Genomic DNA, 25,654 nt, shown 5'->3' with positions numbered 1-25,654 from the left:
CTTACCGCGGACCGACGTTCGGCGCGAAGCAGCAGATCTTGTGGCCGTCCGGATCGCGCAGGTACGCGCCGTACATGTTGCCGGGCGAGCTGGCGCGGAAACCCGGTGCGCCTTCATCGGTGCCGCCCGCCTCGAGGCCAGCCTTGTGCCAGGCGTCGACCTGATCGTACGAGGCGCCCTTCAGCCCGAGCGTCGCGCCGTTGGAAGCGTTGGCCGCCTCCCCGTTGGCGGGACGAGCGACGATCACCGTGCCTCCTTCGCTCGGGTACGCGGTGCCGTGGGGCAGCTCATGACCGGCATGGCCCAGCTTGCCCATGGTGGAGTTGTAGAACGTGCGGCTCTTCTCGATGTCGTTGGTGCCGAGGAAAACGTGGTTCAGCATGGCGTGTCCTTCTTTTTCAGTCGTGATGGTCAGGCTTCGACGGCAATCGTGGCAGTCGCCGGATCGCCAGTATTGGGCATATCGGCCGGATCGATCAACAGCGCCTTGACCTCGCCTTGGCGGGCGCAAGGCCGGTGCTCGGTTCCGCGCGGGACAACGAACAGTTCCCCCGGATTGAGCGTGACCGTTCGGTCGCGCATCTCGATGTCGAGCGTTCCATCAAGGATCAGGAACAGCTCATCGGTGTCGGTGTGGCAATGCCAGACGAACTCGCCCGAAAGCTTCGCCAGGCGCACCTCGTTTCCGTTGTAGCGCGCCACGATGCGCGGCGCCCACTGTTCGGAAAAGGTCGCGAACTTATCGGCCAGGTTGACCTTTTCGCCCATCAATAAACCACGACCGAACGAATGCTTTCGCCCTTGTGCATCAGGTCGAAGCCCTTGTTGATCTCTTCGAGGGAAAGCACGTGGGTGATCATCGGGTCGATCTCGATCTGCCCGTTCATGTACCAGTCGACGATCTTGGGCACGTCCGTGCGGCCCTTGGCCCCGCCGAAAGCGGTCCCGCGCCAGTTGCGGCCCGTGACCAGCTGGAACGGACGAGTGGCGATTTCCTTGCCCGCTTCGGCGACCCCGATGACGATCGAGGTGCCCCAGCCGCGGTGGCAGCATTCGAGCGCGGTGCGCATCACTTCCGTGTTGCCGGTGCAGTCGAACGAATAGTCCGCGCCCCCGTCCGTCAGCTCGATCACCTTGGCGACGATCTGGTCCCGGTTCATGCCCCTGGTGTTGAGGAAGTGGGTCATGCCGAACTTGCCGCCCCACTCTTCCCGGTCGGAATTGATGTCGATGCCGATGATCTTGTCCGCGCCGGCCAGCCGCGCGCCCTGGATCACGTTGAGGCCGATCCCGCCGAGCCCGAAGACGACCACGTTGTCGCCGACCTGGACCTTGGCCGTGTTGACCACCGCGCCGACGCCGGTCGTCACGCCGCAGCCGATGTAGCAGCTGGTCTTGAACGGCGCGTCCTCCCGGATCTTCGCCACCGCGATTTCCGGCAGCACCGTGAAGTTGGAGAACGTGGAGCAGCCCATGTAGTGGAAGATCGGCGCCCCCTTGTAGGAGAACCGGGTGGTTCCGTCCGGCATCAGCCCCTTGCCTTGCGTGGCGCGGATCGCGGTGCACAGGTTCGTCTTGCCCGACAGGCACGACTTACACTGACGGCACTCGGGCGTGTAGAGCGGGATAACGTGATCGTCCGGCTTCACCGAGGTCACGCCGGGGCCGACCTCGCGCACGATCCCGGCGCCTTCGTGGCCAAGGATGCTGGGGAAGATCCCTTCCGAATCCAGCCCGTCCAGCGTGTAGGCATCGGTGTGGCAAATGCCGGTCGCCATGATCTCGACCAGCACTTCGCCTTCCCGCGGCCCTTCAAGATCGACTTCGATGATCTCGAGCGGCTGCTTGGCTTCGAAGGCTACGGCTGCACGGGTTTTCATCGTCTCTCCCCTAAGGCTGAATCGCTTCGGTTATAATGTGCGCCATGCCGCAAGACGGCGCGCGGCGCCACCCCCGGAGGGGCGCAGCCGCGCTCCTGTCAGGCGACCGTTCTTACCGGCACTCCCGTCTCCGGATCGTTCAGGGGCAGCGGCGCGGTTTCGGCCGGGGCTTCGTCCGCGTCGCTGACCGGCAGGAACCACAGCAGGATCGCGCCCGCGATCGAGCCGAGGCTCATGATGAGCGACACGGTCAGCAAGGCGTCGTCGCCCAAGGCTCCGAACAGGAAGCCCGCGATAATCGGCGATCCCGCCGCGCCGGCCCGGCCAACGCCGAGAACGAACCCGGTGCCGGTCGCCCGGGCATAAGCCGGGAAGCCGCGCGCGAACGCGGCGTAGTACCCAACAATCGCGGAGTTCAGGAAGAACATCGTGAAGAAGGCGGCAAGGCGCCAGGTCCACAGCGTGTCATGCCCGGTGCCGAACCACGCCACCGCGACCACGCCCAGCAGCAGCACCGTGATCGTCGGCCCCTTGATGTCCCATTTCTTGAGCAGGAACCCGAACAGGAAGCCGCCCAGGGCTCCGCCGATGTTGGCGTACGTCAGGCTGCTCGCCGCATCGGGCTGGCTGAACCCGGCATCGGCCACGATCGTCGGCGCGAACTTCAGGATGTAGTAGAACGTCAGCGTGTGGAACATGTAGCCGAAAGCCAGCAGCCACGTGACCTTGCGCAGGCCTGGCTTCGACAGGATGTCGGTAACCTTCGGCTTGGGGCCATCGTTCGGAATTTCGGGCAGCGCGTCGATTTCCGGCTTCTTGAACGCCCTCAGCGACCGGTTGATCTTTTCCAGTGCCCCTTCCGGGCGGCGAGCTACGTAATAAGCGGGGGTTTCCGGCACCAGCAGGTACACGAGCGGGATCATCACCGCCGTCGCGACGGCACCGAACAGGAACACCGCGCGCCAGTCATACTCCACCAGCAGCCATTCCTGGGCCGCAAAGCCGCCGATCACGCCGCCCAGCGGATACCCGATGACGTAAAGCGCCATGGAAATGCTCCGCCCCGAACGATTGCTCGTTTCCGCGACCACGGCGTTGGTCGCGGCCAGCATGCCGCCGATGCCGAGGCCCGTGATAAAGCGCCAGATCGTGATCGTCATGACCGAGCCGGCCAGATGGGCGAACCACATGCCCGCAGCCATCACCGCCAGGCAAATCAGCATGGCCGGTTTGCGCCCGATCTTGTCCGCCAGGCTGCCCAGCAGCACAGAGCCGAAGCCCATGCCCACGAGTTCGGCCGACAGGACGATGCCGAGTTCGGAGCGCGGGATACCCCACTCAGCCGAGATGCCGGGGGCGGCAAATGCGCTGGACAGCACGTCGAATCCATCGAGCGCATTCAGCAGGACCATCAGGAAGACGACCACCTTCTGGCGAACGCCCATTGGGGTGTCATTGATTACGGCGACGGGATTGGACCCGCCCGATGCTCCGGCCATGTTGTTACCCTCTCTCCCGTTCGATGCCCCTCAATCGTGGATTCGCGCCAGCATTTCCACCAGTATTTTGACTTCGTCCGGAGTGAACCGCCGCTTGAGCCAGGCTTCGTGGGCGACGATGCAGCTCTTGGCCTCGTCCAGCGCGGCTACGCCGCCGCTCGTCAGGAACACCGCCTGCTTGCGCCGGTCGCTTTGGGAAGCTTGGCGGCGAAGAAGACCGCGGGCCTCCAGCCGGTTGACGATCGTCATCGTCGTCGCGCGGTCCATCTGCAACCTGCGACCAAGTTCGACTTGCGCCAGTCCGGGATGCTCGCTGACCAGCCACAGGACGGAAACCTGCTTCTGCGTCAGGTCGATGTCCGAGAACGTCTCCGTGAAGTGACGGTAGACCGCGCCGTGCGCCAGCCGGATGTGGAAGCCGAGGATATCGCCCAGCCGATCTTCCCCGTCATCCTTGTTCTCGGTCAAAGTCTGAAGTCCCCGGCAGCGTCTATCAGGCCGTCCTCGTAGCTTGCCTATTCGTTAGTGAAGCATACAATCCGTGGCAAGGAGAGGACAAGCATGGCAAAATTTCCCGACACACCGAACTTCACCGGATTCAACACCCCCAGCCGGATCGAGGCGGACATTCGCGACCTCGCTCACGAAGGGGAAATCCCGCAGGAACTGGACGGCGCCTTCTTCCGCGTGCAGCCCGATCCCCAGTTCCCGCCGCGCCTCAGCGACGATATCTCCTTCAATGGCGATGGGATGGTCAGCCGGTTCCATTTTCACGATGGCCGGTGCGATTTCCGCCAGCGCTGGGCGCAGACCGACAAGTGGAAGCTGGAGAACGAAGCCGGCAAGGCGCTGTTCGGCTCCTATCGCAATCCCCTGACCGACGACGAAAGCGTCAAGGGTGAGATCCGCGGCACCGCCAACACCAACGCCTTCGTCTTCGGCGGCAAGCTGTGGGCGCTGAAGGAGGACTCTCCCGCGCTGGTGATGGACCCGGCGACGATGGAGACCAAGGGGTACGAGAAGTTCGGCGGCAAGATGACCGGCCAGACTTTCACCGCCCACCCCAAGATCGATCCCGACACCGGCAACATGATCGCCATCGGCTACGCCGCGTCGGGCCTGTGTTCCGATGACGTGACCTATTACGAAGTCAGCCCGGAAGGGGAGCTGATCCGCGAGAAGTGGTTCAAGGTTCCCTACTACTGCATGATGCACGATTTCGGGGTCACGCCCGATTACCTGGTGCTGCACATCGTCCCGTCCATCGGCAGCTGGGACCGGCTGGAGCAGGGCCTGCCGCACTTCGGGTTCGACACGACCAAGGAAGTGTATCTCGGCATCATTCCCCGGCGCGACGACGTGACGGACAAGGATATCCGCTGGTTCAAGCGGGGCAACTGCTTTGCCTCCCACGTGCTCAACGCCTGGCAGGAAGGGACCAAGATCCATTTCCTGACCCCTGAGGCGAAGAACAACATGTTTCCCTTCTTCCCGGACGTTCACGGCGCGCCGTTCAACGGGATGGAGGCGATGAGCAAGCTGACCGACTGGACGGTCGACATGGCCAGCAACGGGGAAGACTTCGACGCGATCACCCAGCTTACCGAGACGGCGGGCGAGTTTCCCCGGATAGACGACCGGTTCACCGGCAAGAAGACGCGCTATGGCTGGATGCTGGAGATGGACATGCGCCGCCCGGTGGAGCTGAAGGGCGGCAGCGCGGGCGGGCTGCTGATGAACTGCCTGTTCCTGAAGGACCTTGAGACGGGGGCCGACCAGCATTGGTGGTGCGGGCCGACCAGTTCCCTGCAGGAGCCGTGCTTCATTCCGCGCAGCAAGGATGCGCCCGAAGGGGACGGCTGGATCGTACAGGTCTGCAACCGGCTGGAAGAGCACCGGTCCGATCTGCTGCTGTTCGATGCGCTGGAGATCGAGAAGGGCCCGATCGCGACGATCCGCGTGCCGATCCAGCTGCGTTTCGGCCTGCACGGCAACTTTGCGCCGAGCGACGAGATCGGGCTGGCCTGACCGGCCTTGAGGAAGCAGCGCGCCTGTACGGCTGAGCCGTCAGGCGCGCGCTTTCGATCAGTCGAAGATTTCCTCAAGCCAGCTTTTCCGCTTCTTGTGCGGTTTTCCGTGGCCCGAATGACCGTAGCCATGGCCGACGCCGCCGTGGGTATAGGCGCTGGCCGCCCACGGGCTTTCCCCGCCGCCCGCATGGAGCGGGGCCGAGGGCTGCGGTGCGGGCGCGTTCTGGGCCGGGGCGTTCTGGGCCGGAGCACCTTGGGGAGCGCCGGTGTTCTGGACCTGCGGGGCGCTGCGTTCGATGATCTTGTCCAGTTCACCGCGATCGAGCCACACGCCGCGGCACTGCGGGCAGTAGTCGATCTCGATTCCCTGGCGGTCGCTCATGGCGAGCGGCACCCGGCAGACGGGGCACTGCATTCCGGCGACTTCATCGTGCGTGCGCATGGCATTCCTCTCCTGTGCGGCGTTACTGCGTGATCGGCTCCGACGCGTTGCCCGGCTCGGCGGCGGCGCTGTCGGCCGGGATGTTGTCGGTTTCCACGACCGGGGCGACGGTGCCGTCTTCGAACGGGACGATGCCGGTCTGTTCGGTTGCGGTGTCCTGGGCGGCGATCGCCTCGCTCGCGTCGTCGGCATCCGCCATGACGAAGAGGTACATCACCAGCACGACCGCCAGCAGGGCGATCAGGGCAAGCCAGATCCACTTGGTATTGGGACGGGAAACGGGGTCGGCCATCGCTAGGCTCCTTTTCTTCCGGGTTGCAGAACCAACGGGGCGGACCGGCTGGTGTTCCAGTCGGGCCTGAGGGTGACACACCTGACACGTGTCATGCCCGGTGTCTGCCGGGTTTTTCTGTTTTGTTTCAAAGGCTTGAGCGGTCAGAAATGACAAATCGGCGCGTATGAGAAAATAAAATGCTCTTTCGCCCCTGCGCAATAATCCTGCGCAGGCGAGACGGCGCGCGGGCGCTGCGGTGATCCGGGGAGAATGAGGTAACGCGCCCATCCCTTCCCGCTGGCAGAGTGCGCCGGATGTAGGGAAGACGTTCATGCCTTGCGCCCTTCTTCCCCCCTCCCGCTTGCGGGAGGGGCCGGGGGTGGGCAGACCGGACGCCATGCCCGACTGGAAACCCCGTAACACCGAGCGCGCCCGGGATCTGCGCCACGCCGCCACCCCGGCGGAACGCTTGCTATGGCGCTATCTCGCCCGGTCCCAGCTTGGGGCGAAGTTCAGCCGCCAAATCCCGGTCGGGCCGTATTACGCGGACTTCCTGTGCCGGTCCGCCCGGCTGGTGGTGGAACTGGACGGCTTTTCCCGCGATGCGCAGCCGGGGCGCGATGCGGTCCGGGACCGGTGGTTTGCCGAGAAGGGGTGTCGCACCGTGCGCTTTGCCAACGAGGCGGTGCTCCGCGATCCGGAAAGCGTCGCGTGCGCGATCCGCGAGGTTTTGCGGGACATAGAGGAAGGCAGCCTGCGGCCGCTGGCCCGCCCCTAGCCGCGCGCAAGCGGGTTGCGCAGCAGGCGCTAGTCGCGGCGGTGTGGACGAGATGTCGCGTTAGTGGAGTGCTGAGTAGATGCAAGCTAAGGCTTCACTCAGCTTGGCGCGGGCTCGCGCCACTCCCGAAGAAGTCAGCGAAACGGCCGACACCTCGTTCGGTTTCTTGGAGCGCAGCCTTTAGAAACGGTATTAGGGGGCGTTTATCTGCGGGCTTTTGTAAGCACAAAATCAACTCACACGACACGCTAGATGTCTGGTCAAGATAAATGGGGCCAAAGGCCGGACTGCCGATGATCCCGTTATCGTCGGGAAAATTCACTATTCCGCTGTTCGTAAGCTTGATTTCGATGCCTTGGCCGTTGAATCGGGCGTCCTCGAAATGGGAATGCTGAATAACAAGCATCAACATGTTATGCTTGTTCCAATTATCCACTTGGGCGATAAACCAAAGCGTCTCGTTTCCGTTTTTGAAAGGCTTGAGTTCACTTAAAATGAACTCCGCAGCCGCTGGAAACTTTGTTCTGAGCGAAGCCTTTTGGATGACGGCTTCTACGCTTTCGGGATTCCCCCGGGGGAGCGTACCCTTACCGGCTTCACTATCGATCGCACGCCTGAGCCCCATCCAGCAACAGTCTAGGGCAGATCGCAAGCTAAACACGATATCGCCAGCAAGGCAGGAATAGAAAGGATCGACAGGAGCGTTTCCAATTGCGAATTGTCCCGCTTTACTGTTGTAGCTTGCGCCGCCGCTTTTCTGAAACTCCTTAGTAAGATCGGCAAATTTTTTCTCTAGGTAAATGAGATTAAACTTTGCCCAACTGACCTTAGCTCTTGCGTCTGCGAATGACCGCTCGGGTTCGTCCGGATCTCCTACTCGAGATGATTCCTGCATAGCCATCTCCCGCCATTGATGAGCGCATTCACGAGTGGCCTTATCGCCACAGCGCCTGTTGATCAGGCACCCTTCGCTTCTATCTTCAAACCTCCAGCTTCCAGACCTCAAAGGTTTTGCACAGTCGCTTTTGGAGGAACTGCCCCTTGGCCTCAGAGTGCAAAAAGGCTTCATGATGAATGTGGTACGGCTAAGCAGCCGCACTGGCCTTCGTCCGTGACCTAAAAAGAACAGGGTCATCGAGTCCGGGGCGTAGTCGATCTCGCGGATCGCCCCGGACTCGACGGTGACCGTTACTCGGCGGCCTGGATGCCGCTGATCGCGCCGAACATGTCGGGTTCGCCGGCTTCCTCCACCTCGTTGGCGGCGTCGGAATTGCGGGCGTTGCGGCGCTGGTCGAAGTTGGACCACACGTCGTTCCAGTTGCCGCGGGTGGCCGCCTTGGAATATTCGGTGGCGCGGGTTTCGAAGAAGTTGGCGTGCTCCACGCCGTTCAGCAGCGGGGCGAGCCACGGCAGCGGGTGATCCTCCACCATGTAGATCGCCGGCAGGCCCAGCTGGCCCAGCCGCCAGTCCGCGATGTAGCGGATGTACTTCTTGATCTCCTTGGCCGTCATCCCCGGCACCGGGCCTTGTTCGAACGCCAGATCGATGAAGGCATCTTCCAGCCGCACGGTCTTTTGGCAGCAGTCGATGATGTCTTCCTTCACCGCCTTGGTCAGGCACTGCCGTTCCGCGCAGAAGGCGTGGAACAGCTGGGTGATGCCTTCGCAGTGCAGGCTTTCATCGCGGACCGACCAGCTGACGATCTGGCCCATGCCCTTCATCTTGTTGAAGCGCGGGAAGTTCATCAGCATGGCGAAGCTGGCGAACAGCTGCAGGCCTTCGGTAAAGCCGCCGAACATCGCCAGCGTGCGTGCGATATCCTCGTCGCTGTCCACGCCGAACTGCTGCAGGTAATCGTGCTTGGCCTTCATCTCCTCATATTCGAGGAACATGCCGTATTCGCTTTCCGGCATGCCGATGGTGTCCAGCAAGTGGGAATAGGCCGCGATGTGGATGGTTTCCATGTTGCTGAACGCGGCCAGCATCATCTTGACCTCGGTCGGCTTGAACACCCGGCCGTACTTTTCGTGGTAGCAATCCTGCACTTCCACGTCGGCCTGGGTGAAGAAGCGGAAGATCTGCGTCAGCAGGTTCCGTTCGTGATCGGACAGCTTCTGCGCCCAGTCGCGGCAGTCTTCGCCCAGCGGCACTTCCTCGGGCATCCAGTGCACTTGCTGCTGGCGCTTCCAGAACTCGTACGCCCACGGGTATTCGAAGGGTTTGTAGGTCTTGCGGGCTTCGAGCAACGACATCTTGTGTCTCCGTGGGGAATAGCAGCCGGTTGATATAGGCGCTGAGGGCCCGGATGTGGAATCGGGAAAGGCCCTTGGGTGGGGAAAACTTTTCTCGCAGCCCCTCCCCGCCCTTCCGGGAACTCGCCCTGCCGCAAGGCGGGGGCGCATGGGCGTTCGGCGGGCCGGGCCGTGGAACGGGGGACCGGCGCTACTGGTTGATCGGTAAAGGAAATACCGAAAAAGGAGTACTCCGATGGGTGAATATGAACCCGATGACCGCCGCAACATGGACCGCAGCACGAACTCGGTCGGCAACGCGCCGAAGCACGGCTGGCATGACCGCGAGAAGACGCAGGACGAAGCGCGCAAGCAGCCCCCGACCAAGGTGATCCGCGAGGAAGTCGTCACCGAACGCATCGTTCCGGTGCCCGTCCCGGTTCCTGTTGGCACCCCCGAATCAGGTGCGGAGCCGCAGGATGAAGTGCGCGGGCAGGCTCTGGAGCGCGCCGCGGCCGAGCAGGGCCGCGCGCCCTTCACCGATCCGCCGCAGGACGATTTCGTACAGCACAGCCCGCAGGCGACCACGCATGCGGACCATCAGACCCCCATGCGCCGCGCCCCCGTCGGCTCACCGGGCGGACGTGCCGAAGCGATGAACGAGCAGCGCCAGGACGGCTACCGCGCCGGGCGGGCATCCCCGGAATTCACCCAGTCCCGCGACGGGGTGGGCCAGACGGTGCAAGGCGGCGTCAACAGCACCAACTACAAGACGGCGCAGCAGCAGGAACAGCAGGCTAGCCCGCGCCCCGGGTCTGAAGCGACCACCGGCGGCCCGGACGATCCGACGCTGAGCGGGAACGACGCGGTGCGCCGGGCGCAGGCCCAGATGGGTGAGCAGGCCGGGTACGGCAATCCGCCCCGGCAGATGACCGACGATGCGCCTGCGGCAAGCGGAACGGGGCAGAAGGGGGCCGGGAAGCAGGACTCCGGCAAGCAGGACAAGGGCCTCGGCTACGGTGCCGATGGCGGCGAGGAAATGCGCGAAGCCCCTGACGTGACCCAGCGCGGATACGGCGGACGCGGCGAAGTGGCGAAGGAAAGCGAGCGCTAAGGCCGCTCCTCCTCTCCCACACGCAATGCAAGCGGCTCTGGAGCCGCGCAGGAAAGGCGCCCCCCCGATGTTCGACGGGGCGCCTTCTCGTGCGTCGGCGGGGGTGGGGCATGCGGCGTGCGGTTCGACCAGCGGGGCGAAATGCAAGGTCACCGGCTGCATCGATTCGCTTGCCCGTGCGTTGGTCAGGCGAACCTCAAATGTTAAGGAGACGCCACATGGCCAACACCAGCGAACTCAAGAGCCAGATCAAGGAACACATGGAAGTGATCGGCGCGGACGGCGTGCACGTCGGCACCGTGGATCACCTCGAGGGTGACCGGATCAAGCTGACGAAGAAGGATTCCGCCGCGCAGATCAAGGGCGGCGAAGGCGAGCATTCCGGGCACCACCATTACATCTCGGTCGGGCTCATCGCCGATGTCGAAGGCGACAAGGTCCGCCTGAGCGCAACCGGTGCGAACGCGCAGCTGTTCGAAGAAGAACAGAAGTAAGCCTTCCCCCTTGCAGGTAAGGTCCGGGCGCGGCCCGGACCGCCTTGCTTTGCGAGTCGGGCCGCGGGCGTGTATGGGCCGGTGCGATGAATGCGCTGATGCCCCTTGATTTGCCGATCGAACCCGCGAGCCTGTTCGACCTGCCGCGCCCCGCGAAGGAGTGCCGGATCGTGGTCGCGATGTCCGGCGGGGTCGATTCCTCGGTCGTCGCCGCGCTTGCTGCCGCGAGCGGGGCGGAGACGATCGGCATCACCTTGCAGCTGTACGATTACGGCGCTGCCACCGGGCGCAAGGGCGCCTGCTGCGCGGGCGATGACATCCGCGACGCCCGCGCGGTCGCCGACCGGCTGGGCGTGGCCCACTACGTGTTCGACCATGAGAGCGCGTTTCGCGAAGACGTGGTCGAAAAGTTCGCCGACGAATACCTCTCCGGCCGCACGCCGATCCCCTGCATTCGCTGCAACATGGGGCCCAAGTTTACCGACCTTCTGCGCATGGCGCGCGACCTCGGGGCCGATTGCCTCGCGACCGGGCATTATGTCCGCCGCGTAATGGGGCCAGCCGGCTCCGAGCTTCACCGCGCGATCGATCCTGCGCGGGACCAGTCCTATTTCCTGTACGGGACAACCGAGAAGCAGCTCGATTTCCTGCGCTTTCCGCTGGGCGGGCTGCCCAAGCAGGACGTGCGGCGGATTGCCGACCAGTTTGGGCTGGCGGTGGCGATGAAGCCCGATAGCCAGGACATCTGCTTCGTCCCCGATGGCGATTACGCGAAGATCGTGCGCAAGGTCCGCCCCGAAGGCGCGCGGGCCGGCAGCATCGTCCATGCCGAAACCGGCGAGGAGTTGGGGCGGCACGAAGGAATCATCCACTATACGGTCGGCCAGCGGCGCGGGCTGGAGATCGGCGGCCAGCCGGAACCGCTTTATGTAACCGGGCTCGATGCTGAAAGCGCTCAGGTCCGCGTCGGCCCCCGCCGCCTACTGGCGGTCAGCGCGGCTCGGATCGTCGAAACCAACCGGATAGGCCCGCTTCCGGATGGACCGTTAACCGCCAAGGTTCGGTCCCTGGCGAAGCCGGTGCCGGTTTCGCTGGACGGTTCGTTCGGCGAAGGCGCTTCGGCCACGATCCGCTTCGCCAATCCCGAATACGGCGTCGCGCCGGGACAAGCGGCGGTGCTTTATGCCGGGGACCGGGTGGTCGGCGGCGGGTGGATCGACGGGACCGAGGCCGCCTAGTCCTCCCACCTTTCCAGCACGCAGCCGTAGCCTTCGCGGAAGGTTGCGGTCTGGCTGGAGAGCAGGGGCACGCGGGCGGTGACGCTTTGAGTTTCCGCGTCTTCACTCAGGAACACGATTTCCATCCCGGGCTCGAAGTCCTTTTGGCAATCGCTGAGTTCCCGCCCGGCAATGAAGCGGCAGGCGCAGGCAGTGCGGGCGCCGAAGGATGCGCCGGTCAGGGTGTAGCCGCGAATCGGCTCCCGATAATACCAGCCGATTGCGGCCATGACCGCCAGCGCAAGCGCCAGCAGGGTCAGCCAGCCGGACCGGCGCGCGCCGGAAGCCTTCGCGGTTCGTCTGTTTGCGGTTGCCATGGATGCGTGCCTGAAGGAAAGGGCGCCGGGATGACGCGGCGCCTTCTCCCTAGCTTCTGTCTTGCGGCTCTGCCAGCCCTGCTGCTGCCTGTGCTTCTGGCTGCCTGTTCAGGCGGCAACGAACCCGACCCTTTGCCGCCCGAGGCAATGGCGGCGGTAGCGGAAGACCCCGACGTGGACCGCGAAAAGCTGGCCCGCGCGGTGGACGACGTGTTTACCCGCGAAGGCATCGGGGAAACCCGGGCGGTGATCGTGCTGCACAACGGCCGGATCGCCGCCGAACGCTACGCCGAAGGATACGGGCCGGAGACGAAGTTCCTTGGCTGGTCGATGTCGAAGACCGTCACCGCCGTGCTGACTGGGCTGCTGGTGTCCGAAGGGCGGCTGGACCTCGATCGTTCGCCACCGATCGATCGCTGGCAGCGCCCGGGCGACCCGCGCGGGGAAATCACCTTGCGCCAGTTGCTGCAAATGCGATCGGGCTTGCGGCACGAGGAGAAGGCGGAGCCGGTCTATACCTCCGACGAGGTGCGGATGATGTTCCTCGATGGGCGGGACAACATGGCCGACTGGGCCGAATCGCAGCCGCTGGAGCATGAGCCGGGGCGGGTGTTCGCCTATTCCACCCCCAGCGCGGTAATCCTGGCCGATATCGCCGCCCGGGTGCTCGCGCCCGAGGGATCGCCGGAAGAGCGCCGCAAGGCAGTGCAGGACTTCATCGATTCGCGCCTCGTGGTGCCGCTGGGAATGACCTCGCTCACCCCGGAATACGACCGCGCCGGGACGATGATCGGCGGGGCGATGATCTGGGCCACCGCGCGCGACTGGGGCACGTTCGGTGAGTTTCTGCGCCACGGCGGATCGGTCAAGGGGGCGCAGATCGTCCCGCGTGGATGGATCGACCTGATGAAGCGCCCCAGCCCGCGCGCGCCCGACTACGGGGCGATGCTGTGGCTCAACCGCGATTCGGAAACAGACCGGCAGATCCTGGCCCCCGATGACATGCCGGAAGACGTGTTCGCCGCGGTCGGCCACCTTGGGCAATACATCGTCGTTTCCCCGAAGCGGAACCTGACGGTGGTGCGGCTCGGCAAGACCGACCAGGCCGACCGCCCCGCACTGGTCGAAGCGCTGGCCGACGTGGTCGAGGTCTATCGGCGGTAGAGCGATCTCGAAGCGGGCGGGATCACCTGCTGACTCGGAAATCGCGGCAAGGAAAGGGTGGGACCATCCGCCTTACGGAAGGTAGAACGTGCCTTCCACCACCGTCACGCAGGATCCGCCGAGCCAGACCCGATCCGCTTCCAGCCGGCAGGCAAGACGGCCGCCGCGGGCCGAAGCCTGAAAGGCGGTGAGCACATCGCGCCCGAGCCGCGGCGCCCAGAACGGGGTCAGCGCCGCGTGGGCCGATCCGGTGACGCTGTCTTCGTCCACGCCTTCACCCGGCACGAACACGCGGGAGACGATGTCCGTGTCCTGCCCCGGCGCGGTGCAGATGAACTGGTGCCCGCGCAGGGCGGCAAGCCCGCGCAGATCGGGCGTGAGCGTGCGCACCTCGTCTTCGGACGCGTAGAGGAAGATGTCGTACCCGTCCGGGTTGCGCCAGACTGCGCGCGGCTCTGCGCCCAGCAAGGCCACCGCTTCGGGCCATTCGCCCCGTTCGGTCGATATCGCCGGAAGCGCCAGTTCGTACCCCGCTTCGCTGCGCCGCACTTCGAGCACGCCGGAATGGCGGGTGCGGAAAGTGACGCGGTCGCCCCCCTCCCGCGCGAGCACGGCATGGCCGCTGGCGAGCGTCGCGTGGCCGCACAAGCGCACTTCGCAGACCGGAGTGAACCAGCGCAGCTCATAATCCGCCGTCCCGCTCGTATCCCGCACCAGAAAGGCGGTTTCGGCGAACATGTTCTCCTCCCCGATGCGCGTGAGGACGGCGTCGGGCAGCCAGTCATCCAGCAGCATGACCGCCGCCTGATTTCCGCCGAAGACCTGTTCGGCAAAGGCATCGACGTGGATGTAGGGAACGGGCGTGGTCATCGTCTTGGCTCCAATCGGGCGAATTCATCGTTTTCGACCAGCGGGTTGTCCGGCATGTCGATGTGGCCTTCCGGGTCGATGTGGATCAGCAGCTCCATCCGGGGGAAATGCCGCAGCAAGTCGGCTTCCACTCGCTCTATGATGTCGTGCGCTTCGGCGACGGTCATCGCTGCGGGCAGGTCCACGTGGAACTGGACGAAGTCACGGTCCCCGCTGGTGCGGGTGCGCAGATCGTGCAGGTTGGACAATTCGGGATGGCGAGAAGCCAGCTCAACGAACCGGCGGCGCTCTTCCTCCGGCCATTCCCGGTCCATCAAATGGTTCACCGCCTCGCTCGACGCGCGCCATGCGCCAAACAGCAGCCACCCCGCGATAGCGAGGCCGAACAGCGGATCGGCCATGCCGAAGCCGAGATACTGGTCCAGCGCCAGCGCCGCGATCACTGCGAGATTGAGCAGCAAGTCCGACTGGTAATGCACGTTGTCGGTCGCAATCGCGACCGAGCCGGTCTGCCGGATCACGTGGCGCTGCCACCCGATCAGGGCGAAGGTGGCCACAATCGCGAGGGCGGAAACGACGATCCCGTCCGTGGCGGCCGCGGTTTCCTGTCCCCGGGCCAGTTGCCCGGCCGCGCGCGCCGCGATGCCGAAGGCCGAGACCGCGATCAGCAGGACCTGGAAGATCGCGGCCAGTGCCTCTGCCTTCCCGTGGCCGAAGCGGTGTTCCTCATCCGCCGGGCGAGCTGCGATCCACACTCCGACCAGCGTCGCAACGCTGGCGACGAGATCGAGCGCGGTATCCGCCAGGCTGCCGAGCATCGCGGTGGATGAGGTGCGCCACACCGCCCATGTCTTCAGGCCTGCCAGCAGCAGCGCCACCGCGATGGAGGCGAAGGCGGCGCTGCGGGTGAGCCGGGCGCGCGCCTTGGCGTCAGGCCCCGGTGGAGCAGCGGCTGGGGCGTCAGGCTGGCTCATGGATAAAGCAGGGTGCTGCTCCAGCCGTCACCGGTGCGGACGAAACGGCGGCGTTCGTGCAGGCGGTTCGGGCGGTCGATCCAGAACTCGATGGCAGTGGGCGCAAGGCGGAAGCCGGTCCAGTGGGCCGGGCGCGGGATGTTGCCGGTAGGAAACCGCTCATCCAGCGCGTCCACGCGGGACAAGTAGGTTTCGCGCGATGCCAGCGGGCGCGACTGGTCGGACGCAGCGGAGCCAAGCTGGGACACGCGCGGGCGGCTGTGGAAGTAAGCGTCCGCTTCATCGCTGCTTACTTCGCTCAACGGGCCTTCGATGCGTATCTGGCGGCGCAGCGACTTCCAGTGGAACAGCAGCGCGGCCTGCGGATTGGCGAGGATTTCCGTGCCTTTGCGGCTTTGCGCGTTGGTGTAGAACACGAACCCGTCCGGCCCGTGGCCTTTCAGCAGCACCATCCGCACCGAAGGCGCTGCGTCAGGGGTGGCGGTGGCCAGCGCCATGGCGTTGGGATCGTTCGGCTCTGCCTGCAGGGCGTCGGCAAACCATTCGTCGAACAGGGCGAAGGGATCGTGGCCGGAAATCGCATCCTGGTCCGCATTCATCGCGTTATCCTCACATCACGGTGCATATTTCCAACCGGCCCCTGCTCTACGCGTTCCGCCGCTTGCGCGCACGCGGCGCTCCACCTAGCTAGAACGGCATGGCCGACCCTTATACGACCCTTGGCGTAGCCCGTAGCGCGAGCGAGAAGGACATCAAGTCCGCCTATCGCAAGCTGGCCAAGGAGCTTCACCCCGACCGCAACGCCGACAACCCGAAGGCCGCCGAACGGTTTTCGGAAGTGACCCGCGCCTACGATCTCCTGTCCGACAAGGACAAGCGCGCGCGGTTCGACCGGGGAGAGATCGACCAGGACGGCAATCCCCGGAGCCCGTTCGGCGGCGGCGGGTTCGGCGGATTTGGCGCAGGACAAGGCCGCGGCTCACGCTCCGGCGGGTTCTCGACCGAGGATCTGGGAGCAGACGGCGCGGATCTGGGCGACTTGTTCGAAGGCCTGTTTGGGCGCGGCGGGCGTTCGCCGGGTGGCGGCTTCGGCGGCGGCGGGTTCGGCCGCGGAGGGGCGAACACCTACCAGCGCCGGCCTCCGCCGATGGGTGCCAACGTGCCTTACCGCCTGCGAGTGCCCTTCACCGATGCGGCCGCGCGCAAGGACCAGCGGATCACGCTGGGCGGCGGCGCGGCGATCGACCTCAAGCTGCCGGCCGGGGTCGAGGACGGCACGCAGATGCGCCTCAAGGGCAAGGGCGAACAGGGTCCGGGCGGCGCGGGCGACGCGCTGGTGACGATCGAGATCGAACCGCACCCGTTCTTCCGCCGGGAGGGCGACGATGTCCGGCTCGACTTGCCGATCACGCTGGATGAGGCGGTGAACGGGGCCAAGGTCAAGGTGCCGACCGTCGATGGGCCGGTAATGCTCACGATCGCGGCAGGCTCCAGCTCGGGCAAGGTGCTGCGGCTGAAGGGCAAGGGTTTCTCGCGCAAGAGCGGCGGGCGCGGCGACCAGCTGGTCACGCTGGAGATCCAGCTGCCCGCCGATGTTTCGGAACTGGCCCGGCGGCTGGACGGTTGGAGCGATTCGAGCGGAGTACGCAGCAGACTGGGAGTGTAATGACGGCGCCGCCGCCCCACGACGAAGAGCCCCCCTCGGCCACCCCGCTCGCGCCGGACCTTACCCCGGAAAACCGGCGCCGGAACGCGCGCAAGCGGCTCGGGCACGGGCTGGAAGTCGTTCGCGAGGAAATCGGGCCCGGCACCCGGTTCTTCAACGTTGCCAAGCGCGCGGCGATCGGCGCCTACACCGACGGGTTCACCCATGCCGGAAACCTTGCCTACATGGCGATGCTGGCGATTTTCCCGTTCTTCATCCTGGGTGCGGCGATCTTTTCCCTGATCGGGGAGGAAAGCCAGCGCGCAGCGTCGGTCAACGCGGTGCTGATGGCAATGCCGCGCGACGTGCGGGACGTGATCGGGCCGGTCGCGAACAGCGTTGTCGAACAGCGCAGCGGATGGGTGCTGTGGGCTGGCGGCGCCTTTGCGCTGTGGACCGTCAGCAGCCTGGTCGAATCGATCCGCGAGATGCTGCGCCGGGCCTATGGCACTCCGGCAACGATGAGCTTCTGGCGTTATCGCCTGCGCAGCGCCGGGATCATCCTGCTGGGCGTGTTCCTGCTGCTGGTATCGCTGATCTCGCAAGTGCTGATCGGCACGGCCGAACAAATGATCGATGCTTACTTCCCGCAGCTGAACGACATGGTCGGGCAGTTGGCGCTGTACCGGATCGTGCCGGCAATCGGCCTGTTCGGCTCGCTTTACCTGATATTCTACTCCCTCACCCCCGCGGCCTACCGTCTGCGGCGCTATCCCAAGTGGCCGGGCGCGCTGCTGGTGACGGTGTGGTGGGTGGGGGTGACGATTGCCCTGCCCCCCTTGCTGCGCAGCGTGTTCAGCTATGATCTGACGTACGGAAGTCTCGCCGGAGCGATGATCGCGCTTTTCTTTTTCTATCTCGTGGGACTAGGGATGGTCGTGGGGGCCGAACTGAACGCCGCGCTGGCCGAAACGCCGGAAGAAGAGGCCCTGAAAGGCGGGACCGGCGAGCCGGACCGGGACGATACCGGACAAGAAAGGGAGAATGCGCCGACATGACCGGTCTGATGCAGGGGAAACGCGGGCTGGTGATGGGCCTTGCGAATGAAAAGTCGCTGGCCTGGGGCATTTCCCGCAAGCTGGCCGAGCACGGCGCCGAAATCGCCTTTTCCTACCACGGCGACCCGCTGCGCAAGCGCGTGCAGCCGCTGGCCCAGCAGCTTGGGTCCGATTTCCTGATCGAATGCGATGCCTCGAACATGGATTCGCTCGATGCCGCGTTCGACCAGCTGAAGGCCCGCTGGGACACGATCGACTTCGTGGTCCACGCGATCGGCTTTTCCGACAAGAACGAACTGCGCGGGAAGTTCGTCGATACCAGCCTGGAAAACTTCCTGCTGACGCTGAACGTATCCGCCTACAGCCTGGTGGCCGTCACCAAGCGCGCGTGCGCGATGATGCCGGACGGCGGATCGGTCCTGACGCTGAGCTATTACGGCGCGGAAAAGGTGATCCCGCACTACAACGTGATGGGCGTGGCCAAGGCCGCGCTGGAAGCCAGCGTCAAGTACCTTGCCAACGATCTGGGGCCGGAGAACATCCGGGTCAACGCGATCTCCGCCGGTCCGATCAAGACGCTGGCAGCCAGCGGGATCGGCGATTTCCGCTACATCCTGAAGTGGAATGAGCTGAACAGCCCGATGCGCCGCAACGTCAGCATCGACGATGTCGGCGGCGCGGGCCTCTACATGCTGTCCGATCTCGCGTCCGGCGTCACCGGGGAAATCCACCACGTGGACGGCGGCTACAACGTCGTCGGCATGAAGCAGGAAGACGCGCCCGACATCGCGCTGGCGTAAGCCATCCGCTCACGGGAACGGGACCATGCAGGGGTGCCAGGCTGATCGATCAGCCTGGCACCCCTGGCCCGATCGGGATCAGGCGTTGCCGACGGTCGCCAGCGCCTGCTTGCAGCCGTCCGCGCATTCGCGGCACATCTTTGCGCAAAGCTGGCAATGCTCTGCCTCGTGCTTCTCGCACTCGGCGGCGCAGCGTTCGCAGGCAAGGATGCACATCTCCAGCATGGCCCGCAGGGTTTCGACGTTCTGATCGCTGCGCCGCACGCCCAGCCGGGCAGTCGTGGCGCAGACATCCGCACAATCGAGGCAGGAGCGGATGCACGCCGCCATGTCCATCTCCTCCACCACGCAGGCATCGGCGCAGGACGTGCAGAACAGCGAGCACAGCATCGCATGACGGGACGCCTCGACCAGCGTCTCGTTGACGTTGCCGCCGACTTGCGGATGAAGGGAAACCATCTTTACCAGGGACATGAAACGAACGCTCCCGTTTGAGTGAAACACGGTGCGGGAACGGGGCGGCGGAACGCGGGTTCCGCGGCGTGCGGCGACCGGTCCCGCGCCGGGGACCGGTCGTTCGCAGCGCAGCCTGAAAGGGTCTTACTGAGGGTTGATTACCGTCGGGATGTGCGGGGCCACTGGCCGGGGAAGGTTGTCTTCCGGCGCAGGATCGACCAGCGGAGGCGGCACACCGACGTCGGTCGTCGAAACCGGCGGGGTGATCGGAACTTCCTCCCCGATGGGAGCCTGCTCGAAGCGCGAAACAACGGTATCCGCCGTGCCGTCTTCCCGCGCCTGCCGCAGCCGTTCGGCGTACTGCCGCTCAATTTCCTCGACTCGCGCCTGGGTATCGGCGGCGTCCTCGTCGATCGTGGCGAGCCGCTTTTGGCGTTCTTCCTCGATCAACTGGCTGAACCGCACCCCCGGAGCCTGGGCCCGTTCCTGGTACGCGGCCTCGATCAGCTGCGCGGTGCAGCCGAGATTACCGCCTGCGCCCACCGCGGTGCAGGACATCGGACCGAAATCGCCCACCGTTTCGAACGAGCGCACGCGTGTGGCCCAGGCTTCGTTGGTCGGGCCTTCGTTCTGCCGCAGGACTTCGGGCACACGGTAGCGCTCCCCTTCGTCCATCCGGGCGCAGACCACGATTTCGCCGGGATTGGACTGCGGGCATTGATCGTCGCCGTAGATGATCAGTGTGTTGACCTTGTCTCCGCCGCTATCCTGCGCAGAGGCAGGTGCGGACGAGCCGGCCAGCCCCGCAAGGGCGGCGATGGCCGAGGCAGACGATACGATCAGGCGGTTCATGATAAATCCTTCGCTTCCCGGGTCGGCCGCGCGGCGCAACACGAACGAACAAGCGGCACGCGCGGTGAACCCATTATGAAGCGAACGGAACCGGCGCCGAGTTCCCAAAAGGTCGGGCGCCGATTTTCCCGTCAGACCTTTTCGGAAAGGCGGATCGCCGCGCGGCAGCCGAAACGGATCGCCGCGGAAAGCAGGGGATAACCGGGCGCGCGTTCCGCCCCGGCGCGCAAGGCGGCCTCGCGGTGCTCCCGCTCATCTTCGCGGAATTCCTCGATCATCCCGGCGAGTTCAGGGTCGTCCCCGGCCGCTTCCAGATCATCGAGCTGGTGCGAATAGTGCCGGTCGATTTCCTCCTCGACCGCGGCGGTGCAGGCCATAGCGGCTTCCGGTCCGATCAGCGCGGTCCCGGCGCCAAGGGCAAAGCCGGCCACGTCCCACAGCGGTTGCAGCGCGGTCGGGCGCACGCCGCGGCGGACCATCAGCGCATCGAAGCGGGCGCGGTGGCCTTGCTCCTGTTCCGCCATTGCACGGATTTCGGCGGACAAGGGTGTGCGGTCCCCCATCACCGCCAGCTGGCCGGCGTAGATGCGGGTCGCGCCGTATTCGCCCGCCTGATCGACGCGGATCATTTCCGAACGGTCGGGTTTCACACTCGGTCCTTTCGTGCCAGCAGCCAGAAGATCGCTGCTGCGGTAACGCTCGAGAACAGGAAGTTCCACCCGGCGAGCGAAATCGCCGCCACGCTCCACTGCACCTGGTCGCAGCGGACCAGCGGCGCCTCCATGATCGCATCGAGCGCGTTGCCGGCGCCCGTCAGGCTGGAACAGGTCGTGATCCCTTCCCACCAGCCGTATTCGACCCCGGCGTGGTAGGCGCCGATCAGCCCCGAGATCAGGATTGCCAGCCCCGCAAGCGCGATCCACACCCGTTTCGGCGCTGCGACAGTGGAGATCAGCCCCAGCGCGATCGCGGCAAAGTGCGGATAGCGCTGCCACCAGCACATCTCGCACGGGTAGAGGCCGAAGCCGTATTGCGAGATGTACGCCCCGGCCAGAAGCAGCGCCGGCACACCCAGCGCGAGCCGCTGGGCGAGCCGGGTCGAAGGAGCCAAGCGCGTCCGCATCAGCGGCGGGCGGCAGGCTGCGCGAACGCCATGGCGGTCCGGGTATGACGCAGCGTATCGAGGGCGTAGCTCAGCTGGAAGTCCTCGATCCCCTTCGCCTTCAGCTCCTCCGCCGTGGCGGTGAAGCGCGGGTCCGGCTTGTTGTCGGCTTCGACCGCTTCATCCTTGAGGTCGATTTCATTGACCAGGTGGCGGCGCAAGTCGGATTCGCGGTACGAATACTTGGCTCTCAGCGCAGCGTCCGGATCGGACAGCTGCGGCACGCGGATATCCGGCTGGATTCCGCCTTCCTGCACCGACCGCCCCGAAGGCGTGTAGTAGCGGGCCGTCGTCAGTTTCAGCGCGCTTTCCCGGGTCAGCGGCAGCAGCGACTGGACGCTGCCCTTGCCGAAGCTGCGCTCGCCCATCACCACGGCGCGTTGCTGATCCTGCAAGGCACCGGCGACGATCTCGCTGGCCGAGGCCGAACCGGCATCGATCAGCACCACCATCGGCACGCCCTTGGCGACATCGCCGGGGAACACGCTTTCGGCATCGTAGTAGATCGTGTCGCGCCGGGTGCGGCCGCGCTGGGAGACGATCTGGCCTTCGTCGAGGAACAAGTCCGACAAGGCGACCGCTTCGTCCAGCGAGCCGCCCGGATTCTTCCGCATGTCGAGCACGAGGCCGTTGAGCCGTCCGCCCGCTTCCTTGCGCATCGTGCTGATCGCAGCCTGCACGTCGCGGCCGACATCGCGGCTGAATTCGTTGACGCTGACGTAGCCGATCCCGCCGTCCTTCAGTTCATGGGTCACCGGCTCAAGCTCGATCACGCCGCGGGTGACAGTGACGTCGAACGGCTCATCCCGACCGGTGCGGAACAGCGACAAGGTCACGCTGCTGCCCGACGGGCCGCGCATCTTCTCAACCGCTTCGTCCAGCTCCAGGCCGTAGATCAGTTCTCCGTTCAGGTGCGTGATGTAATCGCCTGCCTTGATCCCGGCATCTTCCGCCGGGCTGCCCTTGAACGGCGAGACGACCTTGACCGCGCCGTCGTCCATCTGGACCGAAATCCCGAGGCCCTGGTAATTGCCGTCGATCATCGATTCCAGCCGCTTGAGATCGCCGCCGTCGATGAACGAGGAATGGGGATCGAGCGAGGCGAGCATGCCGTCGATGGCGCCGCGGATCAGCTTTTCGTCGTCCACTTGTTCGACGTAGTTCGACTTGATCATCTGGTAGGTGGCGAACAGCTTCGCGAATTCAGGCGATGCCCGGCTTTCCACCTGGGCCATGCCGGCCGTGGCGGCGGGAACCAGCGCGACGGCAGAGAGCAAGGCGGCGGCACGCAGGGCGGGAGCGAATTTCATCAGGCGAACCTCTCGATTGATCGCGAGTGTATAGCGACCATGCGCTGAACGCCAGATGAGGATGGTTGGTGCCGCAAGTCTCTAAAATCGCTTACCCGGAGCGGTGATAGGGATGGCCGGCAAGGATGCTGACGGCGCGGAACAGCTGTTCCATCAGCATTGACCGCACCAGCAGGTGCGGCCAGGTGGCGGGTCCGAAGGCGAGCAGGAGATCGGCCTCCGCCCGCTCCCGCTCCTCGTGCCCGTCGGCCGCGCCGATCGCGAAACGTGTTTCGCGGATGCCGTCATCCCGCCAGCGGCCCAGCAGGGCGGCGAAATCTTCCGACGCCATCGCCTTGCCGCGCTCATCCAGCAAGACTGTGCGGTACGGGGTCAGGGGATCGGGAATGCGGCCGCCGGTTTCCGGCAGCTCGGTCAGCTTCAGCGGCCAGGTAATCCGCTTTTCGTAGCGCGCCACAAGGTCGGCTTCGGGCGAACGGCCAAGCTTGCCGCGCGCGATGACGTGGAGGAGCATGGCGTATCCGTCCTCATGCGCCGGAGCCGACATCCGCCGGTTTGGCTATCCTCGCACCCTTTCGGGCGCTGCGGGCGGCCGGTCGGCCTTGCGGTCCGCTGGTCGCGGGTTTTGTCTGACCCTCAGGCGCCGGCGCCGACATCCGTCGGCTAGGCTGTCCTCGCACCCTTTCGGGCGCTGCGGGCGGCCGGTCGGCCTTGCGGTCCGCTGGTCGCGAACCGGGGCACGCCTGCCGCCACGGCGTTGCCGGTCAGGCTTGTCCGGCCACGGCTGCCTCGTCGCCGAAGCCCCACATCCGTTCAAGGTTGTAGAACCCGCGCACTTCGGGGCGGAACAAGTGGACGACCACGTCTCCGGCATCGACCAGCACCCAGTCGGCGGCTGGCAGGCCTTCGATCCGGGGGGCACCATGGCCCGCTTTTTTGACGCGTTCCGCCAGCTTGACCGCCATCGAGGCCACCTGGCGCGTGGAGCGCCCGGTCGCGATTACCATGTGGTCGGCGATGCTCGACTTGCCTTGCAGCGGAATCGAGACAACGTCCTGCGCCTGGTCTTCATCGAGGCTGCCGAGAACCAGCGCGTGAAGCGGGTCCGTCTCCGCAGGGGAGGAAGAGGTGTCAGTCACGGGAACGCCGGCCCGTGCCGGCGACATCTGCGTATGATCCATCGCAGCAATATGGGCTCCTGAAAGGACAATGGAAGAGCAGGGAGGAACGACGCATCATGCGCCGGGGTCCCGATCCGGAAAAATTGGAGAATGCGTGACCGCGTCCCTGGCCGCTGTGCCGGACAAACGGCTGGCCCAGTCGGGATCCGTCAGCCGGATGTCGGTGGCTGAACGCGGATCGGGGTCGAAACGCAATTCTATCAGCGCCGGTGCGCTCCATCGGTGCCGGTTCTTCATGGTGGAAGCGGATAACCGGTAGCGCCGCAACCACGCCATCGCGGGGCTCGCGATAGCAGCGGTATCATACCCCGGGCGGGCTACCACCGCAATCGGCATTTCCCGCGCGATCCTCCGCCAGTCGCGCCAGAGGTGGAACTGGGCGAGATTATCGGCCCCCATGATCCAGACGAAGCGGCGGCGCGGGTACCGGCGTTTCAGCGCGCGCAGGCTGTCGATGGTGTAGCGCGTGCCGAGTTCCCGCTCGATCGCGGTTACTCGTATCGGCGCGCGCCGGGCCTGCCGCCGGGCGGAGGCGACCCGCGCCGCCAGCGGCGCCATGCCGGCACGGGGCTTGAGCGGATTGCCGGGGGACACCAGCCACCAGCATTCGTCCAGCGCCAAGGCGGACAGCGCGACCAGGGTGATCTTGCGGTGTCCGCCGTGCGCCGGGTTGAAGCTGCCGCCGAGCAGGCCGGTGACGGGGCCGGTTCGGTTCATTCAGAGCAAATCATTTGGGCAGAGCAAATCATTTGGGCTGGCGCCGCTCCGACATTTTGGAGGCGACGTAGTTTTTCTGCAGGTCGATCATCCAGCCGGGGTATTCGGCCGGAAGCGCGCTCAGGCGGCCGAGTTCGTCCATCTCGGCCCGGCTCAGCTCCACGTCCACCGCCGCAAGGTTATCGGCCAGCTGGTCCGCTCGCTTCGCGCCGACAATCACCGTGGAGACAACCGGCTGGTAGAGCAGCCAGGCGAGCGCGATGCTGGCGACCGACACCCCGCGATCTTCCGCCATGCGGCGCATCGCGTCGATGATGGGGAACGCGCGATCGAGATCGACGGGGGGAAAATCGAAGCTGGCGCGGCGCCCTTCGCCTTCGGCACCGTCATCGGTCCGGGAATACTTGCCGCTGAGCAGTCCGCCCGCCAGCGGCGACCAGACCATCAGGCCCAGCCCTTCGGCCTGCAGCATCGGTGCAAGCTCGCGTTCCAGATCCCGCCCGGCCACGGTGTAGTAGGCCTGAAGGGAAATGAACTTCGCCCAGCCGCGCCGTTCGGCGATCCCCAGCGCCTTGACGATCTGCCACGCCGCCCAGTTCGATACTCCGACATAACGGGCGCGGCCGGACCGGACGATGTCGTTCAGCGCCTCCAGCGCTTCCTCGATCGGGGTGGCCGGGTCCCAGCCGTGGATCTGGTAAAGGTCCACGTGGTCGAGCTGCAGCCGCTTCAGGCTGGCGTCGATCTGGTCGAGCATGTGCTTGCGCCCGGTCCCGGCGTCGTTCGGCCCTTCCCCCATCGTGCCCATCGCCTTGGTGGCAACGACGATGTCCTTGCGGGCAATGCCAAGCGCTTTCAGCGCCCCGCCGACCATCTGTTCCGACTGGCCTTCGCTGTAGACGTTGGCGGTGTCGATGAAGTTGATCCCGCCATCGACCGCTTGCTTGACCAGCGCGGTGGCCCCGTCCTGATCCAGCCCGGTGATGCTGCCCCAGCGCCCTTCGTTGGTGCCGAAGGTCATCGCGCCAAGGCACAATTCGGAAACGGTCAGGCCGGTCTGGCCGAGACGGTTGTAGCGCATGGGGTTCTCCTGTTTCTCCGCCGCTCTACGAGCGGGCGGAGAAAAGG

The 25,654-nt window shown here is 65.4% G+C and carries 31 protein-coding genes; 9 read left to right on the top strand and 22 right to left on the bottom strand.

Going from position 1 to position 25,654, the window contains the following annotated elements; genetic code table 11:
* Position 1 precedes the first annotated feature (1 nt).
* The 5 genes from ELY13_RS07950 to ELY13_RS07930 form a co-directional block, all read right to left on the bottom strand.
* The gene (locus tag ELY13_RS07950; RefSeq protein WP_126173361.1) at positions 2-382 is read right to left on the bottom strand and encodes a VOC family protein; all 381 of its coding nucleotides are present in this window, start codon (positions 380-382) and stop codon (positions 2-4) included.
* Between the two features lie 29 nt (positions 383-411).
* Positions 412-768, bottom strand: coding sequence for a cupin domain-containing protein (locus ELY13_RS07945; RefSeq protein WP_126173360.1), 357 nt, complete (start codon positions 766-768; stop codon positions 412-414).
* Positions 768-1,880: an S-(hydroxymethyl)glutathione dehydrogenase/class III alcohol dehydrogenase gene (locus tag ELY13_RS07940; protein ID WP_126173359.1), complete on the bottom strand. Its 1,113-nt coding sequence runs from the start codon at positions 1,878-1,880 to the stop codon at positions 768-770. The genes ELY13_RS07945 and ELY13_RS07940 overlap by 1 nt, the downstream gene beginning before the upstream one ends.
* A gap of 98 nt (positions 1,881-1,978) precedes the next feature.
* Complete coding sequence (locus ELY13_RS07935; protein ID WP_206436008.1) at positions 1,979-3,379, bottom strand: MFS transporter; 1,401 nt, start codon at positions 3,377-3,379, stop codon at positions 1,979-1,981.
* A 30-nt stretch (positions 3,380-3,409) separates the two neighbouring features.
* Positions 3,410-3,847 carry a Saro_0803 family transcriptional regulator gene (locus ELY13_RS07930; RefSeq protein WP_241233597.1) on the bottom strand — a complete coding sequence of 146 codons (438 nt, stop codon included), beginning with the start codon at positions 3,845-3,847 and terminating at the stop codon, positions 3,410-3,412.
* Between the two features lie 93 nt (positions 3,848-3,940).
* Between ELY13_RS07930 and ELY13_RS07925 the strand changes: the two genes are divergently transcribed.
* A complete protein-coding gene (locus ELY13_RS07925; protein ID WP_126173357.1) occupies positions 3,941-5,407 on the top strand; it encodes a lignostilbene-alpha,beta-dioxygenase in 1,467 nt (488 codons plus the stop codon).
* Between the two features lie 57 nt (positions 5,408-5,464).
* On the opposite strand, the gene ELY13_RS07920 is transcribed toward ELY13_RS07925, so the two are convergent.
* On the bottom strand, positions 5,465-5,851 hold the full coding sequence (locus tag ELY13_RS07920; protein WP_126173356.1) for a zf-TFIIB domain-containing protein: 387 nt from the start codon (positions 5,849-5,851) through the stop codon (positions 5,465-5,467).
* 22 nt (positions 5,852-5,873) lie between these two features.
* Positions 5,874-6,143, bottom strand: coding sequence for a hypothetical protein (locus tag ELY13_RS07915; protein WP_126173355.1), 270 nt, complete (start codon positions 6,141-6,143; stop codon positions 5,874-5,876).
* Positions 6,144-6,522: 379 nt separating this feature from the next.
* Here ELY13_RS07915 and ELY13_RS07910 point away from each other — a divergent pair, with 379 nt between their 5' ends.
* Positions 6,523-6,903 (top strand): endonuclease domain-containing protein, encoded by a 381-nt coding sequence (locus tag ELY13_RS07910; protein ID WP_126173354.1) that lies wholly within the window; start codon positions 6,523-6,525, stop codon positions 6,901-6,903.
* Positions 6,904-6,997: 94 nt separating this feature from the next.
* Here ELY13_RS07910 and ELY13_RS07905 read toward each other — a convergent pair whose 3' ends face one another.
* Positions 6,998-7,798 (bottom strand): hypothetical protein, encoded by an 801-nt coding sequence (locus tag ELY13_RS07905; RefSeq protein ID WP_164549742.1) that lies wholly within the window; start codon positions 7,796-7,798, stop codon positions 6,998-7,000.
* 293 nt (positions 7,799-8,091) lie between these two features.
* On the bottom strand, positions 8,092-9,156 hold the full coding sequence (locus ELY13_RS07900) for a ribonucleotide-diphosphate reductase subunit beta (protein ID WP_126173352.1): 1,065 nt from the start codon (positions 9,154-9,156) through the stop codon (positions 8,092-8,094).
* A 235-nt stretch (positions 9,157-9,391) separates the two neighbouring features.
* On the opposite strand from ELY13_RS07900, the gene ELY13_RS07895 reads away from it, so the two are divergent.
* The 3 genes from ELY13_RS07895 to mnmA all read left to right on the top strand — a co-directional run bounded on the left by ELY13_RS07895 (position 9,392) and on the right by mnmA (position 11,981).
* On the top strand, positions 9,392-10,249 hold the full coding sequence (locus ELY13_RS07895) for a hypothetical protein (protein ID WP_126173351.1): 858 nt from the start codon (positions 9,392-9,394) through the stop codon (positions 10,247-10,249).
* Positions 10,250-10,467: 218 nt separating this feature from the next.
* Positions 10,468-10,743, top strand: coding sequence for a DUF2171 domain-containing protein (locus ELY13_RS07890; protein ID WP_126173350.1), 276 nt, complete (start codon positions 10,468-10,470; stop codon positions 10,741-10,743).
* A gap of 86 nt (positions 10,744-10,829) precedes the next feature.
* The gene (gene mnmA, locus ELY13_RS07885; protein WP_126173349.1) at positions 10,830-11,981 is read left to right on the top strand and encodes a tRNA 2-thiouridine(34) synthase MnmA; all 1,152 of its coding nucleotides are present in this window, start codon (positions 10,830-10,832) and stop codon (positions 11,979-11,981) included.
* Here the strand turns inward: mnmA and ELY13_RS07880 are convergent.
* The gene (locus ELY13_RS07880; RefSeq protein ID WP_206436007.1) at positions 11,978-12,337 is read right to left on the bottom strand and encodes a hypothetical protein; all 360 of its coding nucleotides are present in this window, start codon (positions 12,335-12,337) and stop codon (positions 11,978-11,980) included. The genes mnmA and ELY13_RS07880 overlap by 4 nt on opposite strands.
* A gap of 30 nt (positions 12,338-12,367) precedes the next feature.
* Here ELY13_RS07880 and ELY13_RS07875 point away from each other — a divergent pair, with 30 nt between their 5' ends.
* Positions 12,368-13,501 carry a serine hydrolase domain-containing protein gene (locus tag ELY13_RS07875; RefSeq protein ID WP_126173348.1) on the top strand — a complete coding sequence of 378 codons (1,134 nt, stop codon included), beginning with the start codon at positions 12,368-12,370 and terminating at the stop codon, positions 13,499-13,501.
* Positions 13,502-13,573: 72 nt separating this feature from the next.
* Here ELY13_RS07875 and ELY13_RS07870 read toward each other — a convergent pair whose 3' ends face one another.
* The 3 genes from ELY13_RS07870 to pdxH are packed head-to-tail and all read right to left on the bottom strand — an operon-like array spanning position 13,574 to position 15,944.
* A complete protein-coding gene (locus ELY13_RS07870) occupies positions 13,574-14,371 on the bottom strand; it encodes a PhzF family phenazine biosynthesis protein (RefSeq protein ID WP_126173347.1) in 798 nt (265 codons plus the stop codon).
* Complete coding sequence (locus ELY13_RS07865; RefSeq protein WP_126173346.1) at positions 14,368-15,345, bottom strand: cation diffusion facilitator family transporter; 978 nt, start codon at positions 15,343-15,345, stop codon at positions 14,368-14,370. The genes ELY13_RS07870 and ELY13_RS07865 overlap by 4 nt, the downstream gene beginning before the upstream one ends.
* Positions 15,342-15,944 (bottom strand): pyridoxamine 5'-phosphate oxidase, encoded by a 603-nt coding sequence (gene pdxH / locus ELY13_RS07860; RefSeq protein ID WP_126173345.1) that lies wholly within the window; start codon positions 15,942-15,944, stop codon positions 15,342-15,344. Before pdxH ends, ELY13_RS07865 begins: the two co-directional genes overlap by 4 nt.
* A 98-nt stretch (positions 15,945-16,042) precedes the next feature.
* Between pdxH and ELY13_RS07855 the strand changes: the two genes are divergently transcribed.
* Genes ELY13_RS07855 through fabI form a run of 3 tightly spaced genes read left to right on the top strand, consistent with a single transcriptional unit; the run spans position 16,043 to position 18,848 of the window.
* Positions 16,043-17,011, top strand: a complete 969-nt coding sequence (locus ELY13_RS07855; RefSeq protein ID WP_126173344.1) for a DnaJ C-terminal domain-containing protein — start codon at positions 16,043-16,045, stop codon at positions 17,009-17,011.
* Complete coding sequence (locus ELY13_RS07850; protein WP_126173343.1) at positions 17,011-18,048, top strand: YihY/virulence factor BrkB family protein; 1,038 nt, start codon at positions 17,011-17,013, stop codon at positions 18,046-18,048. The genes ELY13_RS07855 and ELY13_RS07850 overlap by 1 nt, the downstream gene beginning before the upstream one ends.
* Positions 18,045-18,848 carry an enoyl-ACP reductase FabI gene (gene fabI, locus ELY13_RS07845; protein WP_126173342.1) on the top strand — a complete coding sequence of 268 codons (804 nt, stop codon included), beginning with the start codon at positions 18,045-18,047 and terminating at the stop codon, positions 18,846-18,848. Before ELY13_RS07850 ends, fabI begins: the two co-directional genes overlap by 4 nt.
* A gap of 78 nt (positions 18,849-18,926) precedes the next feature.
* Here the strand turns inward: fabI and ELY13_RS07840 are convergent, their stop codons facing one another.
* From ELY13_RS07840 to ELY13_RS07800, 9 genes are all read right to left on the bottom strand, one after another.
* Complete coding sequence (locus ELY13_RS07840) at positions 18,927-19,322, bottom strand: four-helix bundle copper-binding protein (protein ID WP_126173341.1); 396 nt, start codon at positions 19,320-19,322, stop codon at positions 18,927-18,929.
* 126 nt (positions 19,323-19,448) lie between these two features.
* Positions 19,449-20,156 (bottom strand): hypothetical protein, encoded by a 708-nt coding sequence (locus tag ELY13_RS07835; RefSeq protein ID WP_206436006.1) that lies wholly within the window; start codon positions 20,154-20,156, stop codon positions 19,449-19,451.
* A 131-nt stretch (positions 20,157-20,287) separates the two neighbouring features.
* On the bottom strand, positions 20,288-20,785 hold the full coding sequence (locus ELY13_RS07830; RefSeq protein ID WP_126173445.1) for a demethoxyubiquinone hydroxylase family protein: 498 nt from the start codon (positions 20,783-20,785) through the stop codon (positions 20,288-20,290).
* Positions 20,786-20,802: 17 nt separating this feature from the next.
* Positions 20,803-21,279: a disulfide bond formation protein B gene (locus ELY13_RS07825; RefSeq protein ID WP_126173340.1), complete on the bottom strand. Its 477-nt coding sequence runs from the start codon at positions 21,277-21,279 to the stop codon at positions 20,803-20,805.
* Complete coding sequence (locus ELY13_RS07820) at positions 21,279-22,628, bottom strand: S41 family peptidase (RefSeq protein WP_126173339.1); 1,350 nt, start codon at positions 22,626-22,628, stop codon at positions 21,279-21,281. Before ELY13_RS07820 ends, ELY13_RS07825 begins: the two co-directional genes overlap by 1 nt.
* A gap of 91 nt (positions 22,629-22,719) precedes the next feature.
* Positions 22,720-23,142: a 23S rRNA (pseudouridine(1915)-N(3))-methyltransferase RlmH gene (locus tag ELY13_RS07815; protein ID WP_126173338.1), complete on the bottom strand. Its 423-nt coding sequence runs from the start codon at positions 23,140-23,142 to the stop codon at positions 22,720-22,722.
* Positions 23,143-23,392: 250 nt separating this feature from the next.
* Positions 23,393-23,794 carry a ribosome silencing factor gene (rsfS, locus tag ELY13_RS07810; RefSeq protein WP_126173444.1) on the bottom strand — a complete coding sequence of 134 codons (402 nt, stop codon included), beginning with the start codon at positions 23,792-23,794 and terminating at the stop codon, positions 23,393-23,395.
* 69 nt (positions 23,795-23,863) lie between these two features.
* The gene (locus ELY13_RS07805) at positions 23,864-24,526 is read right to left on the bottom strand and encodes a nicotinate-nucleotide adenylyltransferase (RefSeq protein ID WP_126173337.1); all 663 of its coding nucleotides are present in this window, start codon (positions 24,524-24,526) and stop codon (positions 23,864-23,866) included.
* 28 nt (positions 24,527-24,554) lie between these two features.
* Positions 24,555-25,607 carry an aldo/keto reductase gene (locus ELY13_RS07800; RefSeq protein WP_126173336.1) on the bottom strand — a complete coding sequence of 351 codons (1,053 nt, stop codon included), beginning with the start codon at positions 25,605-25,607 and terminating at the stop codon, positions 24,555-24,557.
* Positions 25,608-25,654 lie beyond the last annotated feature (47 nt).

Source organism: Altericroceibacterium xinjiangense, from assembly GCF_003958635.1.
Lineage (GTDB): Bacteria > Pseudomonadota > Alphaproteobacteria > Sphingomonadales > Sphingomonadaceae > Altericroceibacterium_A > Altericroceibacterium_A xinjiangense.
This window is presented reverse-complemented; position numbering and strand designations above follow the sequence as displayed.